General features: G+C 53.4%; 16 protein-coding genes. 4 read left to right on the top strand and 12 right to left on the bottom strand.

The features are described from left to right. Positions 1 to 60 precede the first annotated feature (60 nt). The 9 genes from R70723_RS26195 to R70723_RS26235 all read right to left on the bottom strand — a co-directional run bounded on the left by R70723_RS26195 (position 61) and on the right by R70723_RS26235 (position 10,241). A complete protein-coding gene (locus R70723_RS26195) occupies positions 61 to 1,749 on the bottom strand; it encodes a UbiD family decarboxylase (RefSeq protein WP_372238265.1) in 1,689 nt (562 codons plus the stop codon). A 78-nt stretch (positions 1,750 to 1,827) separates the two neighbouring features. Then, positions 1,828 to 2,748, bottom strand: coding sequence for a COX15/CtaA family protein (locus R70723_RS26200; protein WP_039876878.1), 921 nt, complete (start codon positions 2,746 to 2,748; stop codon positions 1,828 to 1,830). Between the two features lie 163 nt (positions 2,749 to 2,911). Next, the gene (locus R70723_RS26205; protein ID WP_039876880.1) at positions 2,912 to 3,256 is read right to left on the bottom strand and encodes a thioredoxin family protein; all 345 of its coding nucleotides are present in this window, start codon (positions 3,254 to 3,256) and stop codon (positions 2,912 to 2,914) included. Between the two features lie 111 nt (positions 3,257 to 3,367). Beyond that, positions 3,368 to 4,993, bottom strand: a complete 1,626-nt coding sequence (locus R70723_RS26210) for a putative polysaccharide biosynthesis protein (protein WP_039876882.1) — start codon at positions 4,991 to 4,993, stop codon at positions 3,368 to 3,370. 26 nt (positions 4,994 to 5,019) lie between these two features. After that, positions 5,020 to 5,505: a DUF456 domain-containing protein gene (locus R70723_RS26215; RefSeq protein ID WP_039876886.1), complete on the bottom strand. Its 486-nt coding sequence runs from the start codon at positions 5,503 to 5,505 to the stop codon at positions 5,020 to 5,022. Between the two features lie 98 nt (positions 5,506 to 5,603). After that, entirely contained in the window at positions 5,604 to 6,356 is a 753-nt protein-coding gene (locus tag R70723_RS26220) for a Cof-type HAD-IIB family hydrolase (RefSeq protein ID WP_039876888.1), read from the bottom strand. Positions 6,357 to 6,421: 65 nt separating this feature from the next. After that, positions 6,422 to 8,533, bottom strand: a complete 2,112-nt coding sequence (locus R70723_RS26225) for a peptidoglycan D,D-transpeptidase FtsI family protein (RefSeq protein ID WP_039876890.1) — start codon at positions 8,531 to 8,533, stop codon at positions 6,422 to 6,424. Between the two features lie 100 nt (positions 8,534 to 8,633). Further along, positions 8,634 to 9,779 carry a transglutaminase domain-containing protein gene (locus R70723_RS26230; protein WP_039876892.1) on the bottom strand — a complete coding sequence of 382 codons (1,146 nt, stop codon included), beginning with the start codon at positions 9,777 to 9,779 and terminating at the stop codon, positions 8,634 to 8,636. Between the two features lie 21 nt (positions 9,780 to 9,800). Beyond that, positions 9,801 to 10,241 carry a hypothetical protein gene (locus R70723_RS26235; RefSeq protein ID WP_039879300.1) on the bottom strand — a complete coding sequence of 147 codons (441 nt, stop codon included), beginning with the start codon at positions 10,239 to 10,241 and terminating at the stop codon, positions 9,801 to 9,803. A 248-nt stretch (positions 10,242 to 10,489) separates the two neighbouring features. Between R70723_RS26235 and R70723_RS26240 the strand changes: the two genes are divergently transcribed. Beyond that, positions 10,490 to 11,674, top strand: a complete 1,185-nt coding sequence (locus tag R70723_RS26240; RefSeq protein ID WP_039876894.1) for an MFS transporter — start codon at positions 10,490 to 10,492, stop codon at positions 11,672 to 11,674. A 262-nt stretch (positions 11,675 to 11,936) separates the two neighbouring features. Beyond that, positions 11,937 to 12,287 (top strand): DNA primase, encoded by a 351-nt coding sequence (locus tag R70723_RS26245; protein ID WP_039876897.1) that lies wholly within the window; start codon positions 11,937 to 11,939, stop codon positions 12,285 to 12,287. A 78-nt stretch (positions 12,288 to 12,365) separates the two neighbouring features. Here R70723_RS26245 and R70723_RS26250 read toward each other — a convergent pair whose 3' ends face one another. Next, the gene (locus tag R70723_RS26250) at positions 12,366 to 12,983 is read right to left on the bottom strand and encodes an SCO family protein (protein WP_039876898.1); all 618 of its coding nucleotides are present in this window, start codon (positions 12,981 to 12,983) and stop codon (positions 12,366 to 12,368) included. A 14-nt stretch (positions 12,984 to 12,997) separates the two neighbouring features. After that, positions 12,998 to 13,930, bottom strand: coding sequence for a heme o synthase (gene cyoE / locus R70723_RS26255; RefSeq protein WP_039876899.1), 933 nt, complete (start codon positions 13,928 to 13,930; stop codon positions 12,998 to 13,000). 261 nt (positions 13,931 to 14,191) lie between these two features. On the opposite strand from cyoE, the gene R70723_RS26260 reads away from it, so the two are divergent. Together R70723_RS26260 and R70723_RS26265 are read left to right on the top strand one after the other, a co-directional pair. Next, the gene (locus R70723_RS26260) at positions 14,192 to 15,196 is read left to right on the top strand and encodes a metal-dependent hydrolase (RefSeq protein ID WP_039876900.1); all 1,005 of its coding nucleotides are present in this window, start codon (positions 14,192 to 14,194) and stop codon (positions 15,194 to 15,196) included. Between the two features lie 257 nt (positions 15,197 to 15,453). Then, positions 15,454 to 15,648, top strand: a complete 195-nt coding sequence (locus tag R70723_RS26265) for a hypothetical protein (protein ID WP_039876903.1) — start codon at positions 15,454 to 15,456, stop codon at positions 15,646 to 15,648. Here the strand turns inward: R70723_RS26265 and trpS are convergent. After that, positions 15,645 to 16,634, bottom strand: a complete 990-nt coding sequence (gene trpS, locus R70723_RS26270; protein ID WP_039876906.1) for a tryptophan--tRNA ligase — start codon at positions 16,632 to 16,634, stop codon at positions 15,645 to 15,647. The two genes, R70723_RS26265 and trpS, sit on opposite strands and share 4 nt — an antisense overlap. Positions 16,635 to 17,043: the final 409 nt, after the last annotated feature.

Raw genomic sequence — 17,043 nt, forward strand, 5'->3', positions numbered from 1 at the left:
TCCTCCTTAAGGTTACGAAGAATGTATAATGCCGGCCTTTAATGAATGGTTAGCTAAGCTTTACTGCTGAAAATAACGGCTCCAGCTGCGGTCAACCAAATCCAGTGTACTGCTGCAGGGTGTCTGCTCCTCTTCATATCCAGGCTTCATGCGTGCATCGATGACAACCGGCAGTCTGTAGCTGATATGATGCTGCCGCAGCTCAGATGCGGCATAGATATCCCCGGCCGGATCAAACCGGGTAAATACTGTCCATAAAAAGGAGCTTTGGGTGCGTACTGCCTCAGCAGCATGATCCGTCACTATAACCAGCGGCCAGGCTGTTTGTTGTGCGCGAAGCGCAGCACTTAGCCGGACAGGAAGCTCCGGGTCCTCTTCATAGGATGCACCGGAAACGGTTAAGCATCCCCCGCAATAAGGAATGGCTTCCGTAATTCCTGGCAATTGTCCCTCTGTATAGATACGGGGAAGCTCCCGTATGGCGGGTCCTACTCCCATGATTACCGCCTGGCTGGTTGAACCAGGCTTGCGTTCATTCCCGTCCGGAGCTGCGCAGCTAAACACATGCAGGCCGGCAGCCGGATTAAAGCGTTCCAGAACATGCTCCAGAGTAGCCGGAAGATCGGCAAAGACTGCCGGGCCGCCCGTCAGCAGCAGCAGCCTGCTGCTGCACAGCTGGCGTTCACCAAGAATACGGAAGGCGGCAGCCAGCGCCTCCTGCGGGGAATTATCCTGCACAGCTGCTGCAGACAATCCTCCCGGGCCAGATTCGGAATACGTCCAGAAAGCGTCCACTGAGGGCATAGCCAGATGATGTACCGGAGAGAGGAGCTGCTGGAGGTAATTAACCAGGTAGAAGTTGTCTTCCTGCGGAGTAACAGCGATGGAAGCCGGATAAATCGCATCCTTGCGGTGCCAGATCCGCTGTACGTGCATAACCGGAGCCTGCTGCGGAGCCGATTGCGGCGGGACAAGACCCCGGAGCGCAAACTCCGCCTCCGCCGGAATGAGGTGGCCGCCCAGCGGATCGCTGACCATCGGCAGCTTGCTGCCGAGAATCAGCGAAGCAAGCACCAGACCCGGCAGCCTTACGCCGGGAGAGGCGCTGGCTGCTGCAATCAGCGCAGGCGGTCCGCCCATAAAGGCAGAGACCGGAAGGGCTTCACCGAGGGCAGCGGCCTCCTGCTGAAACAGGCCCGCTCCCTGGTTTCTTTGCCAGTCAGCTTCGGCTGTGCTGTGGTCGATGAAGCGGAGCCTGTGTAGGCCGAGACTGTGCTTCTGCGGCTTAGCCAGGCTCTCTGTATACACAAGCGGCAGCGTAATATAAGGGCCGCCCGCTTCCTGCCAGCTGGTGACACGCGGCAGCTCTTCAAGCGGAGCCTTTGTGCGGCAGACGCCAAGAACCGGCGCTTCCCCCTGCGGCACATGCTTTATGCCTGTCTTCAGCAGATTGTAGACCAGCGCCTTTTCCTTCCACATGTTCGGAAGCGAGGGCGGCAGCAGCGTTTCAGCGGCTCCGGCCACTGACTTCAGCAGCTGCTCCGGCCTGCTGCCAAACGCCCTGTCCACACGCCGGAAGGTCCCGAACAGATTGGTCACCACAGGGAACGGGGTTCCTTTTACATTTGTAAACAGCAGTGCCGGCCCTTCCTCCCGTAAGACACGCCGGTGAATCTCCGGGAGCTCCAGATAAGGGTCCACAGGAACCTCCACCACAGCCAGCTCTTTGTCCTTGCGGAGCTGCTCCATCCACTGGCGTAAATTTATGAATCCCACGTTTTGTTCCCCCTAACCCAAACAGATACTTATTTTCAACATATTCACTCTTTATTTCCCGCTTTGCTGCCACACCCGCACACTCATATAGCTCAGAACCCCGAATAATCCGGCAATCAGCACGATGTGGGAAAGCGCAGCAAATATGTACAATTTATCGTTATACAGCGTATGGACCACAGCCGCACCGCTGAACACCTGCAGCAGGCAGAGCGTAACCGCGGCTACTCCCAGCATCCGCAGCTCGGGCAGCTTCTTATATCTCCAGAATGCCAGGTGACCCAGTATGGCCGTCAAAAGAAACAGCAGCGCTGCCGCCACCCTGTGCATAAACACAATCCCCACACCGCCTGTAAGCTCAGGGAACCATTCCCCGTTACAGAGCGGCCAGCCGGAGCAGCCTCCCTGTGAATCCGTATGACTGACATAAGCGCCGATATACACAACGATATAAGAATATAACGCCGTTATCCAGGTTAAGTTGCGGAAGCCCCGGCTCACCGGGGGGCCGTCTGCCTCCTGCTGTCCCGCAGATTCATGCCATCTCCTGGTTCCAAGAGCAAGCATCAGGGAGCTGGCAAAAGCAATCAGGGAAAAGCCCATATGCAGCGCCATCACCGCCGCCGACTGCGAACGGATAACCGCAAGCGCTCCCATTCCTCCCTGCACGACAACGAATATAAGGGTTAAGAGTGCATAACCAAGCAGTTCCTTGCGCCGGCGCGCAAACCGCAGGAACAAAACCATGGAAGCCAGTGACAGCAGGCCGGCAAGGCCGCTGAACAAGCGGTGGGTGTATTCGATCATTGAGCCGAGTGTGTATGCCGGAATGAGCTTACCGTGGCAGAGCGGCCATTCATTGCCGCATTCCAGGCCGGAGCCTGTTTTGGTTACGACGGCGCCTCCGAACAAGGCGAGGAACATCATGAGGCAGGTTATGTAGCTGAGCCACTTCAAATGAGCTGTCGTCACTTTGATCACCCCATTGTACAAAGATGAATGGAAGGAGATATATGGACACGGCTTGCCTATGAACCCTTATGATTGTTTGAAAAAAGCACCGCTTTTGCTCTGTTCAAGGCGAAAGCGGTGCTTGTGCTTCAGGCTGTAGAAATTACATTACTTCTGGTAGTCATTACTTGCTGATGGTCAGATACACTTCCAGCGCCCGGTCCAGGAAATTCTCGATTTCCTCACGGGATTTGCGCAGCTTGTTGACGAAGCGGACAAGCTCACGTCCCTCGCTGTAGGCTACAAAGCTGGGAATACCAAGGATGTTCTGTTCCTGGCTGACGTCACCGACAGCATCAACATCCACCTCAACCAGAGTCAGGCGATCCGCGTATTTCTGCTCAACCTCAGGCATAAACGGATCTATATATTTACAGTCAGAGCACCAGTCTGCCTTAAATACGGCAACTGTTAAGCGCGGCGATTGAACCGCCACCTGAAAATCAGCAGCAGATGAAATTTTGTCCATGCAAAGGTCAATCCTTTCCTGGTTAAACTGTATGTGTTCCTTCTCTAAGTGAAGCAAATTGTGCTTAGGAAGTCAATTCAAAAGCATAAAATTAAGACAAACATCACAGCATTATTCGTGTGTACGCACTCTGGCAGGCTGGAGCTTCATCAGCGGGTTAAGCACCTTTTGCAGAACACGCGGGTATCCGGCAATCTCCTGACGGCTGAGCACACCAAGCACGATAAGCAGTACGAGATAAATAATGACTACAGCTCCGCCTACAACCAGGCAGGTTATGAGGAACGCGAGCCGGTCCGGCATCAGGCGGGTAAGCATAATGCCTGCTTCATTCAGCCCATAGCCGATTCCGCCGGAGGCCAGTACGGCAACAGCGAAGCCGCCCCAGCGCTTGCCCATAATGGTAAAGGACACGATCTTCTTAAGCATGCGCAGGTTGAGCAGCGTAATGACGATAAAGCAGAGTGCCGTAGCTCCGATAATCCCGTATATTCCAAATACTTTGCTAAGCAGGAAGCTTGCCGCCAGCTTGGTCAGGATGCCGGCAAACACATAGTACATGGAAATCCTTGATTTACCCATACCCAGCAGGATGGAGTTCGTTGTCATCATTGTAATCTGGAAAATCGTTCCGGCCGTCAGCATAGCGACTATTCCGCTGCCGTCCAGAGTAGTGAACAGCAGGCCGTTAATCGAATAAGCAGCGACCATCAGCGAGACTACAATCGGTGTTCCGGTCAGAATGGAGATCCGCATGGCCAGCGTGACCTGGCGCTGCAGATGCTGCTCATCCTTACGGGCGTAAGCGGCTGAAATAATCGGAATCAGTGAAGTGCTCAGCGCAATTGCCAGCACCGGAGGAATACCGGCAACACTGATCGCACGGCTGCCGTAAATCGCCAGGGCACCGGTGGCATCCTCTATTCCGATCTGTCCGCTGAGCAGCGGTACAATCAGTGAAGAATCGATAAAATTCACGACCGGCACAGTAATAGAAGACAATACAATCGGAATGGATAATTTGAAAATATCCTTATAAATACCGAGCAGCGGAAGTCTGGCCGCGCTTGAATCATATAATGCCGCCTTGTCTTCAGTACGGCGCATTTTCATTGCATAATACAGCATAATCCCGAAGGCGCCGACACTGCCGAACACGCTGCCGAACGAAGCGCCGGCAGCCATCCAAGTATTGTCGTAGCCCTGCTTTAGCAGAATATAGGCCAGCAGGATCGCAGTGGATACCCGGGCAATCTGCTCAACAATCTGTGAAATCCCGCCGGCCATCATGTTGTTACGGCCCTGGAAATAACCGCGCATTATGGCAATGGTGGGGAACAGCAGCAGCGCCGGAGCAATAGCCCGTATTGCAAGTGTACTCTCGGGAACCTTCGCATATTCTGCATAATAAGGGGCTGCTATGTACAGGGCAATACTCATCAGAACACCTACAACTGCAGAGAAAATTAGAGCTGCCCGGTACACCTGCTGAGCCTCATCCGGCCGGTTCAGAGCGTATCGCTCGGATACCATTTTGCTGAGCGTGCTTGGAATTCCGGCGGTAGCCAGCGGTAGCAGCAGCAGATACACCTGGTTGGCCTGTGTGAACGCAGCTTCACCGGTAACATTCAATAAATGCTCCAGCGGCACCCGCTGGGCAAGCCCGAGAACGCGGGCTATGAGCGCGGCTGCCGCCAGAATAAGTGTGCCTTTGACAAAAGACTCTTTCTTGGACAAACTGTTTCGCCTTCTTCGCTGTTAATTTAGTTCACAGAGATCCAGATAAAGAAGAGGACCACCATCATAATTTGCAGGATTATTTTGACTACGGTGCTGCTGAACAAGCCGAGCAGGGAGCCGAAGCTGACCTTGACCGCTTTACCGGGCTGGGAGCCGGCGATCAGCTCGCCAATGAACGCGCCGATAAAAGGGCCCAGAATCAGGCCAAAGGCAGGAATAGCGAACGGTCCAACGATGATCCCGATGGTACTCCCGATAACCGAGGCACGGGAGCCTCCGAATTTTTTGACGCCCCACGCCCCGACCACGTAGTCCGCTACGAACAGCACAACTACTATAAGGGTCTGGATAATCCAGAACCAGACTCCAAACGATCCGAACGAAAAGAACCAGCCGTATACAAAAAAGGCCAGATAAATCGCCAGCGCACCGGGCAGTATCGGATACACCGCCCCCGCCAGCCCTACCGCAAACAAAGCAATGATCAGAATCCAACCCAGGATTACCATTCCTTTAGCCTCCAGTTTTGATAGCATTAACTTCCTTGAACTCACGTCGCAAAAACGCGGGAGCCACCTTTGCCCAAATACAAGTGTACAAACTGCAGCTATTCTGCAGTTACACCTAATATATATTTCTCAATCACTTCAGCGATGCCGTCCTCGTTATTCGAGGCAACTACGGCATCCGCTTCCTGCTGCACTGTCTCCTGGGCATTGCCCATAGCAACACCCAGACCGGCGGCCTGAATTGCCGCCAGATCATTCAGGCTGTCGCCGACGGCAACCACCTCTGACATGTCGATTCCTAGCAGCTTGCACACCTCACCGATTCCGTAGGCCTTATTCACGCCAAGCGGATTGATCTCCAGGTTAGTCGGGCTGGAGTTGGTAATCTCCAGGCCGCCCAAATCCTGAAGCTGCATCAGCAGCTTGTGCCGGATCTCGTCATCCTCGGTCGAATAGCCGAATTTGAGCCACTCCCGGCCCATAATGTCTCCATCCCAGTTGTTGCGGTTGTACACCTGCTCTGTGGAATAGGCCCAGTACCAGATGCCGTGCTGGCCGGCAATATCGTACAGCTGCCGGATCAGCGCCGGGTCCATCAGCGAGCGGCGGTACAGCTCATGCGGCTCGCGCCAGATTTCACTGCCGTTCACAGTGATCATCGGAGTCTTGAGGCCGAGCTGCTCTGCATAAGGCATGGCGCTCCGGAATGCGCGTCCTGTGGACAGGCAGACGTGAACGCCGGCATCGACCGCTTTTTGAATCCATTCCACCGTTTTGGGCGTTATCAGTTGTTCATCATTCAGCAGGGTTCCATCCATATCCAGTGCAAGCAGGCGGTATCTGGCAGTCATTGCCACCCCTCCATTTCTTGTGTGCCCTCATTTATAGAGGGTTTTGTTTAGTTTAGTTGTTGTTGTCAGTCTGTGGCTCCATCTGTCTCTGCTCCGTCTGCTGCAGAAGCAGCTCCGTCAGCAGCCTGCTGGGTCTTCTTCGGTACACCGTCAAGGCCGTATTCCCAGTCATACGCATCAAAAATTTTGCGGGCTACCGGGGCAGCACTGTTAGAGCCGAATCCGCCCTCTGGAATAACTACGGCAACAGCCAGCTTAGGATTCTCGCGCGGGGCAAAGGCAATAAATACCCCGTTATCGCGGTTGGTATTTGTTCTGTCCGTCTGCTGCGAGGTTCCCGTCTTGCGGGCAAAATCATAAGCGAAATCAGAGAACGCCGAAACCTCACTCTTCATGCCCTTAATAACTTCCCTCCAATGTGCCTTGTCGAAGGTAGTGACCTCATCCAGCACCTCACGCTGGAATTGCTTAACGACATTCCCTTCAGAGTCGGTAATTTTGCTGACCAGCTGCGGCTTGATTCTCACACCTTCATTGGCCAGAGTAGAAGTATACTGGGCAAGCTGAAGCACGGTATAACGTCCCTGCTGGCCAAAGGAAGCATAGACAAGCGCAGCCTGCGCACTTCCTGCTGCCTTAGTATCGGTATAGTTGATCTGTCCGAGGAACTCTCTCGGCAATCCGCTCTGGGTCGAAACGCCTAGTCCAAATTCCTTCATATACTGGTCCCAGACTTCAATCCCCTTATTTTGATACTTCTCCCACAGCTTCTTGCCGATCATATCAACCATGAAGGCATTGGAGGATTTCTCAATCGCTCTGGCCGGGTCCATCGATCCGTACACGTGACCGGAAGCGTTACGGACAGAGGCATTGTCATTTTTACCGAAATAGGCAATACCTCTATCCTGATAGATGGTGGAAGTCGTGAAAAAGCCCTCATTCAGGCCGATAAGCACACTCAGCGGCTTAATGGTCGAGCCGAGCAGCACGGTAGAACCGAACTCATGTCCCGACATTCCCGAGGAATACGGCGTAATGGTCCCGTTCTGATAGTTACCCATAATTTCGTTCCATACCTTCGTATCCATCTTGTCGGCCGTCCACACATTCGTATCATAGTCCGGCATGCTCGCCATCGCAACGATATTTCCCGTATCAACCTCCATCGCTACCGCATAACCTGTCAGGGCGTCAGGATGAGTCTTACCCTGTACAGCATGGGAATGCAGCCAGTCGATCTGATCCGTAATTGCCTGCTCCGTTTTCATCTGAATGGTTTTGTTGATCGTCGTCCATACATCGTTGCCTTTAACGGGCGGCACAACCTCTTCGACCTTTTCAGCCATATTCTGCGGATTGACCGAAATGACCTGATAGCCGTTTTTGCCGCGCAGCTCGCGCTGGTATTGCAGCTCAAGCCCGTCGAAGCCTACAAATTCATCATCCTTATAGCTCAGGCCCGGATCGGCATCAATCTTTTTCATCGCCGCCTGAATGTTCTTGTAGATGTCCAGACTGCTGGAGGATTTAAACGGCTTGATGTAACCGATCGTCTGCACGGCTACTGTGTCCTTATCATAGTGGCGGCTGCTCTCCTCAACAATTTCAAGACCGGGATATTCACTTTTGTGCTCCATAAAATAAGCCACTTCCTGCGAAGTCAGCCCTGCCTTGATCCGCCGTGCCATAAAGCCTGAATATTTCTTGAAATACAAATCCAGCGAACTAATGATGTCCTCTTCCGTCAGCTGTACTGCAGCGGGATCACCATATTGCTTGAAATCGGCCACCAGCCTCGCCGCCAGCGCCTCGCCCTTCGCCTTGGCCTCCGGGGTCAATGCTGTTTCGCCGGTGATTTTGTCCGTGGCTTTGGCTGTATATTCCTTAGTTAGTGTAATGTATAACGATTGTACTGATGTTGAATAGGCAAGCTCCTCGCCCCCTGCCGCACGGATCACGCCACGGATAGCTGCAAGCGGGACATTTTTGGTATCACGGCTGGTCTCCACCTCAGTAAGCATAGGCCCTTCAACAAACTGCACAACTGCAAGACGGATAATAATGACGCAGAAAATAACGAACGTGCTGAAAAAAAACACGTTAATCCGCAGGCCAAGAGAGCTCTTGGTGGTCTCCTTTTCTGGCGGAGAGGCCTGCTTACGGAAAAAACTCACAGTTTTTCACTCCTTTACAGCTTAAATAAACCTTTGCGGCCTATCATGCACATTACTTCCTACGAATTGTACCATATAACAGGGTCTGAGTTCCTCTTTGTCACAGCACATCCTCTTTAATATGGGTATCCGCAAAATCCTTGGTATTGAACCAGTCTCCGCTGGAGGCCCAGGTGGAATCTAGGGGAATCCAGGCCTGCCGGTCAGGGATATAGACCTCATTCCAGGCATGCGGCCCGTAGCCGCCCTGTCCGTCATAGCCCCTGCCGGTAACAACACGGACCTGAAGCCCCTGGGAACGGCCCATTACCGCATAGAGCCGGGCATAATCAATACAGACCCCAAGCCGGGTATCGAAGGTATCCTGCGGCGTCTGTTCCTTCCAGATCCCGTTCTGCTCATAATTATCAGCCTTGCTGTAATCATAGGTAATCCGGGAGCCGAGCCAGTCGTAGAGCTCTCTGGCCTTGGCCTCAGGATCAGCGGCTTGTCCGGCAATATCAGCTGCTGCCTGCTCAATGTCGGGTGAGATGTCATGATCAATTACCTCATATTTGCGGCGCAGGATATCGTTCATTTCGGCAGCTACCGCTTTGGTAAGGACAGGCAGCCTGCTCCGCACATTATCACCGGCAATCGGTTCAAACACCGCTGCCGCACTCTGGCTGTATATAGGAGAGGATTCGACATAGCGGCTGAATCCGCTGTCCGGATTCAGCCCTACTCCGATATACAAGGCGAAGACCAGCACCAGTCCGCGCACCAGCCCGACAGCCAGCCCGATAACCGCACCTGCCAGCCGGCTGGTCCCGGTAATCTTCCGGCTGTGCGGCCGCTCGCCCTGCCGCGCCAGACGGAAGGGCAGGAACATAAACAGCAGGCCAAGCAGCGGGCGGATCAGGCTGTAGCCCAGCAGAAGCAGCAGGAAAAACCGCACCAGCGGTGAGCCCGCCAGCACAGACACAGCAGTGTAATACAGCTGCTGCCAGCCGCTGAGCCTCGTGTCCGGCAGCACAACCGATTCTGCCCAGCCTTCGGCTACCGGTGAAAAATACAAGGCCGCAGGCACAGCAATAATCAGGGCTGCCGCAGTCAGCAGCCCTGTTCCCAGCAGGCCGAACAATCCGCCTGCCGCACGGCTGAATCCGCGGCTGTAGCCCTGCAGGAGGGAAAAGAACACAACCAGCAGCAACAGGACCGAGATGACGTTAGCTTCACTTAGGCTTGCTATCCAGCTGTCCAGCATGTCCATTCTCCTTTCTGCACACTAATTCCCGTTTTTCCTCGCCTCATCAATAAAAGCCTTAGTCGTATCGTTAATACTCCATTTCCCGAGGCTGACACCGCGGAAGGTCACTTCAACCTTGTCTTCTCCGGCGCTTCCCTTAACCTCAAGATTCGGCGTTGTAATGGTAAAGGTGCCGTCCCCGTTCGAGGTATACCTTGCTTCCTTGGCTTCGCTCAGCATAACCTCCTGCGCTTCGCTCTTCAGTGTACTTACCGTACTGTCAGCCACCTTGTTCACTGCATCACCGATCTGATCCATAGTAACCCCGCTGTAGATAAACAGGCCGGCGATAATAATAATTGCAATTGCCCACTTCAGCATCGTTTTGACCAGATTAATAACCGCAAACAGAATGATAAGCGCTATTACAATAACCAGCCAATTCTCTCTGATAAATTGTGACCATACTGCCGGATCCATCACTTTCACAACACCCCTATCGCAATATTCATATTCATTATTATACATGAATGCCCCATATAATTCATGATTGCCCGGCGGCATGCAGGTTAGACGAATAAAGTGGTATAAGCCCCCCGCGGCGCACGTAAAGTACAAGTAGGCCTGATTGCAACCCGCTGGCCGAAGCTGCCCTAATGCCGATATTCAAAAAGACACCGGCAGGCCTGTTTTATAGGCTGTAGCCGGTCCTTCCGGAGGTGTATACCGTGAAAACCGCACTGTGGCTGTATCTGTTCCTGTTCCTGGCCTTTTTTGACCTGCACGCCCAGTATCCGATCCTGACCCCGTTTGCCATGTCACTCGGTGCAGGCCCCGCCTTTATCGGCTGGATGATGGGCATGTATTCGCTGACCCATCTCCCCGGCAACCTGCTGGCCGGCGTACTCGTTGACAAAAACGGCAGCCGCCGTTATATCGTCTTCAGCCTGGTAGCAGCCGGAATCCTGCTGCTTCTGCAGGCTTACGCCCAGCTTCCCTGGCATCTGCTCGTGCTGCGGGCTGCCAGCGGCTTTGCGCTGGCTTTTCTCTCTCCAGCCTGCATGACACTGCTGGCCTCACTGTCCAGCGATTCAACCACCCAGGGCAAATATATGTCGGGGCATGGCATCATCCATACGCTGGCCTCAGTGGTCTCCCCGGCAGCCGGTGCCTATATTGTGCATAAGGCCGGGTATTCCGGCACCTTCACCACACTCGGCTGGCTCCTGATTGCTACAGGCCTTATGGCTCTGATCAGCGTGCCAAAGCATGCGCCGGCCCGCGCTTTGGCTTCACAGCCTCAGCCTCAGTCAGAGCCAGCCTCATTGAAGCCGGCTCTGCCCTCCGGCAAACAAGCCGGAACCAGCAGGCGTTATTATCTGCTGCCCTTCTTCGTCTCCTGCTCACAGGGCGTCCTGTTCTTCGAGCTGCCCCTGTCCCAGGGGCAGGACGGCATGGTCTCAACAGGCGTATTACTCTCGCTAATGAGTCTCGGAGCGCTGGCCACACTCTGCCTCATGTTCCTCAACCGCGTGTCTCCGTCCGGCCGGATTGCGGCCGCACTGCTGGCAATGGCGCTCTGCTTCTTTACACTGGCCGCATTTACAACTGTTCCGGCGGGCGTAGTGCTGTTCCTGCTTGGAGCGGCAAAGGGCGTGCTGTTCCCGGCGATGGCCTCGCTGTTCATCAGCCTGGGCAGCGGCGGCCGTTTAGGCCGCACCTTCTCGCTGCAGTCGATTGCCATGTCGCTTGGCGCCTTTGCCGGACCGGTTGCCGCCGGACAGCTTCGCGGACATGTCTCGCCTTACTTCATTGCCTTCGTGCTGCTGATGACGGCTATTCTGCTGCTTCCGCCCAGAAGCATCAGCAGGCCTTCCGTCTATCATCCCGGCCTGAACAATCCCGCAGCCTAATCTCGCTTAAAACACAGCTGCAACAAATCACGCCAAAGTCCGCCCTCTTTTACTGCTATAATCAGCCATACCGCTGCCCGGCCTCTGCCGGGCCATTTTCTTTTTACGACATTTCCCGGGGAATGATTCCGCTTATTGCGCCTTCCTGCTGTTAAAAATGACGAAGCTTAGGTAAAATAAGCGGTAAGCAGCGGTATTAATATTTAATCCGCTTAAGCTTACCCGCCCCTTCCAGATACTTCATATTCAGAGGTGACGTCCCATGTCCATTACAATCATTGTTGAAGGCAAAAACGACAAGAGCCGTCTGCGCCGCGTGCTAACTCCGGAAGTAGACATCCAATGCACCTTCGGTACACTTAACACCCTGAAGTTGGACACACTGCGGCGCAAAATCGGGGACGGTGAGGTGTACCTCTATATGGATAACGACAGCTCAGGCAAAAAAATCCGCGGTATTCTGCGCGATGCCTTTCCGGATGCGGTTCATATCTATACCCGCAGAGGCTACGCAGGTGTCGAAGGAACTCCTGACGAATACAGCATTACCCAGCTTGAAAAGGCCGGACTTGAGGAATACATCATTTATCCCCAGCCGCTCCCTTTCCTTTAACGTATGTAAAAAAAACGCCTTGTCCGGGTCTCCCTTTGCAGAGGAGCCGGACAAGGCGTTTTTTAATTATCCCTGCTGTTATTCCCTGGCCAGTCTTTTCAGTGCACCGGCAAGGAATTCGGGCGTAATATTCTCCGTATCACCGGCATCATACAGTCCGCGGAGCTGATTATCCCGGTCTACCAGTCCGATCAGGTTGGCATGCGCAAAGTTATCCTTGTTATCCCCGTAGATAAGAACCTTGAAGGAATCTGCTGCAAGCTTGCGCACCTGCTCCTGGTCACCCCGCAGAAAGTACCAGCCGTCATAATTCGCGTGAAAACGGTCAGCGAACGCCCTGATAGCCAAGGCCGTATCTCTCTCGGGATCAAAGGAGACGGATACAAAAGCCGTATCTTTACCGAAGCTGCCGTCCTTGACCAGCAAATCCTGGGTTTCAGACAGCATATACGTGGTAATCGGACATACATCCGGACACTCGGTGAAGAAGAAATACACCAGCCGCGCCTTCCCTTGCGTATCTGCCAGCGTAATCTGTTTACCGTCCACATTTTCCAAGGAGAAGTCCTGTACCTCCCCGATGACCGGCAGCCTGCTTTTGGCCGGAACCATTGAGCTGACTGCCAGATAAACCGCCATACCCACAGCAACCAGCAGCAGCAGCCAGGTCCATTTGTAGCGCTTCAAGGTTTGCACAGGCTTCCCCCCTCTTATCCGTGGATCGTATTCAGCACAAGCGCGATCAGACTGACAGTGAGGTAATTAATGGAGAAGAAGAAATTTTTCTTGGCCCAGGCATCATCATCCTTTGCCTTGAAGCCGATTATAGTCAGGTATAGCCAGGCTACAGACAGCCCGAGCGATATAACGAGATAAAAAATCCCGGCATAGTCGTAGGCATACATGAGCACAGGTACAGGCAGCAGCAGTGCCACGTAAGGGATCATCTGGAACTTGGTGCGCCGCACTCCCTTTACTACCGGAAGCAGCGGAAAGCCTGCGGCTCTGTACTCCTCTTTGCGGCGTATGCCAAGGGCCCAGAAATGGGGCGGCTGCCAGAGGAAGAGCATTGCGAACAGCAGCCAGGCGCCGAGATCAACCGTTCCGGTAACGGCAACATAACCGATGACCGGCGGCATAGCGCCGGAGATGGCACCCACTGAGGTGCTCCAGGTCGATGTTCTTTTTAGCCAGAGCGTGTAGATGACAACATACACGAATACACCGACAATGCCAAACAATCCGGCCAGCATACCGCAGAATGCAAACAGTACAGCCAGACCGGCAATCCCGAGCCCGATAGCGTACATCAGCACAACATTCGGCTTCAGCCTGCCTGTTGGCAGACCGCGCTCGCGTGTCCGCTCCATTTTCATATCCAGATCACGGTCAAAATAGTTGTTGAACACACAGGCAGAGGCCATTACCAGCATCGTACCAAGCAGTGTCAGAATTAACTTGCCATACTGCACATCCCAGCCGGATGCCACCCAGTACCCGGCAAAGGCTGCGATCAGGTTGGAGCGGATAATGCCCGGCTTCGTTACTGTAATAAAATCACGCCAGCCTGCGCCTTCCCGGGGCGATTTGGCCTGTGCTGCCGCGGAATCGGAAGAAGCCTGATATCTTAATTGATTGTCCACGTTTGGTGTTCCTCCTTCTTAGGGACTTCTAAGCGTTCGGTCAGGAGCCTTGGTCCTTTAAACCGCTCATATTTGAGATTAAATTTCGTTCCGCTGTTAACTTTATCATATCAAACCGCAAAAGACTTTGACAATCATTGACCAAGATGTTCATCATTTCGACAATTACGTGACTTTATTTATTTCTCTTCCGCCTAAATAAGTCAGCCTGAAATTGGGTAGTTATTAATAGAGAACTTCCGTACAAAGGAGATCTGACCAATGGATACTGCTACACATTTTGTAATGGGCCTGGGGCTCGCCGGACTATCCTTCGTCGATCCTGTCGTTGCCTCACAGCCTTCCCTGGCCGGAGCCGTCATGATCGCCACTGTACTGGCTTCTCAAGCACCTGATGCCGATACTGCGCTGCGCCTCAAGAATAATGCCCTGTACATCCGTAACCACCGGGGAATCACGCATTCCATGCCCTTCCTGCTGCTGTGGCCGGCCCTGATTACCATTGTAATCGGCCCGTTATTCGGCTTTACGGATCTGCAGGCGTTAAGTCATATCGCGCTCTGGAGCTTTATCGGCGTTGCCGTCCATGTATTCTCGGACATGTTCAACACCTACGGGACCCAGGCCGCCAGGCCGTTCACCGAGAAATGGATTGCCTGGAACATCATCCATATCTTTGATCCGTTTATCTTCGGCAGCCACGCAGCTGCAATCATTCTCTGGATCAGCGGTATGGTGCCTCCGGCGCCGCTGTTCACCATCCTGTACATCTGCGTAGCAGCTTACTATGTCTGGAGGACGGTTGTGCACGCCCGGATAACGCACAACATCAAGAACAAGGATATGCACCATGATCAGGGTGACCGCTATATTGTCATCCCGTCAATCTCGCCGACGCGCTGGAATGTGGTCAAAGCCAAGCAGGACGGCAGCTACAACGTCGGTTTGCTGAACGGGGGACGGCTGGAATGGTTCAAGCATGCAGTGTGCTCCACCCACCCCGCTGTAGAGCATTCCAAATCACATCCCGATGTCCAGGCCTTTCTGTACTTTACCTCCTATGCTGTGGCTGAGGTTGAGGAGCTCACCTCTGGTTATATTGTACGCTGGGGGGATGTGCGTTATTTACACCGCAAGCAATTCCCTTTCGTAGCCGTACTGGCTATGGACAATGATTATCATGTGCTTAACACCTATGTAGGCTGGCTCAGCAGCGAAAAGCTGGATGAACGGTTTGCCATTGATCCCGGCTCCATGAAGCTTTAGTTATCACATGTATCAGAAACACAGGCAGAACAGCATTCTCTGTATTCAGGGAATGGCTGCTCTGCCTGTTTGGCCTGTGCCCCATGTATTCCCCCTCTTGACGACTGCAGCAGCTTAGGGCACAATCTCCATAAAGCGTTTTCAGTAGCAATTCTTCATTGTGAAGATATTTCCTTCTTCTGCATACAAAAAAATCCCGCAGGTTATAACCCTGCAGGATCAATCCATGGCTAATATAGAAAGGAAGGCTGGCACATATGGGTAAAGGTCTGTCTCTCTGGTTCTCAACCTCTTCAATCCTCATTCTTACAGCCGCTTCAATCAGTATCAGCTATAATCTCTGGCTGGCGCTGCTGCTGGGCCTGCTGTGCATCCTTAATATCGGCTGGGGCTTTATCCTCAAAGCCAGGCTCAGACGCAGGGCAGAGGCCCGCGCACAGCGTTCCTCTTAACGGTAAGGCAGGAAGCCCATCCGTTCCTTAACACCGGCTAAGGTTTCGGAGGCTACATTCCGCGCACGCTCTGCACCCTCAGCCAGAATACCGCTTAGCGTGCCCGAGCTGCGGATTTCCTGATAACGCTGCTGCAGCGGCTCCAGTGTTGCCACCAGCACCTCGCCAAGATTTTTTTTGAAGCCTCCGTACATTTGTCCTTCATATTGGTCGGCAATCTGCTGCAGGCTTAGTCCCGAGCACTCTGCATAGATGCTCATCAGATTGCTGATCTCCGGCTTGTTCGCCGGATCGTACACTACTTCACGCCCTGAATCGGTTGTCGCCCGGCTGATCTTTTTGCGGATGACGTCAGGCGGGTCAAGCAGTGCAATGTAGCTGCCCGCATTCGGGTTGCTTTTGCTCATCTTTTTACTTGCATCGTCAAGCGACATGATCCGTGCCCCTACTTCCGGAATATAAGGCTCAGGTACAGTGAAGAAATCTCCGAAACGGTGGTTGAACCGTCCTGCCAGGTCACGGGTTAATTCCAGATGCTGCTTCTGGTCTTCCCCGACCGGCACGAGGTCGGCATTATAGACCAGTATGTCTGCGGCCATCAGCGACGGATACACGAACAGTCCTGCCCCCACCGAATCCTTGCCTGAGGATTTATCCTTGAACTGCGTCATCCGCTCAAGCTCCCCCATTGCAGTCAGTGTGGTTACAATCCAGCCCAGCTCTGCGTGCTGCGGCACATGTGATTGCATGTAGACGTTGGAAATCTTCGGATCAATGCCTGCTGCCAGATAAAGGGCTGCAACAGATTCTGAATTCTCACGCAGCGCTGCCGGGTCCTGGGCCACTGTAATGGCATGCAGATCTACGACCATGAAGAAGCATTCATGCTCCTGCTGCAGCTTCACGAAATTTTTGATCGCGCCGATATAGTTGCCAAGTGTCAGTGAGCCGCTGGGCTGAATGCCCGACAATACTTTTTTAGCCATGATTTCATACCTCCTGAATGTATTTCAATGTGAACAGAACGCAAAGAGGCCCCACATCCGCAAGGGACGTGAGACCGTGGTGCCACCCTTATTCGCCGCTTGTGATGTTCCGGCGGAACAATGCACATAGCAGGCCTTAGCTTCCGTTAACGGGGAAGAGCCGTCCGGTCTACTGGGGCCTGCAGCCTGTTCAAGCACGGCGCTCAAGGGTCCATTCAGCCAGGAGTGTCCTGCCGGTTCGCATCAACCACCGGCTTTCTGAAGGCGCACTGTCTGCTTACTTGTCCCTGTCATCACATTGTAATCATATCTTAATGCATTCATCATAGAGCGTGACTGTGAAGTTGTCAAATCGCTTATCCACCGCTGAATAAATCTGTTATGATAAAGATATCCATGTTCTATGCCA

This window comes from Paenibacillus sp. FSL R7-0273 (genome assembly GCF_000758625.1).
In the GTDB taxonomy this organism is placed as follows: Bacteria; Bacillota; Bacilli; order Paenibacillales; family Paenibacillaceae; genus Paenibacillus_AQ.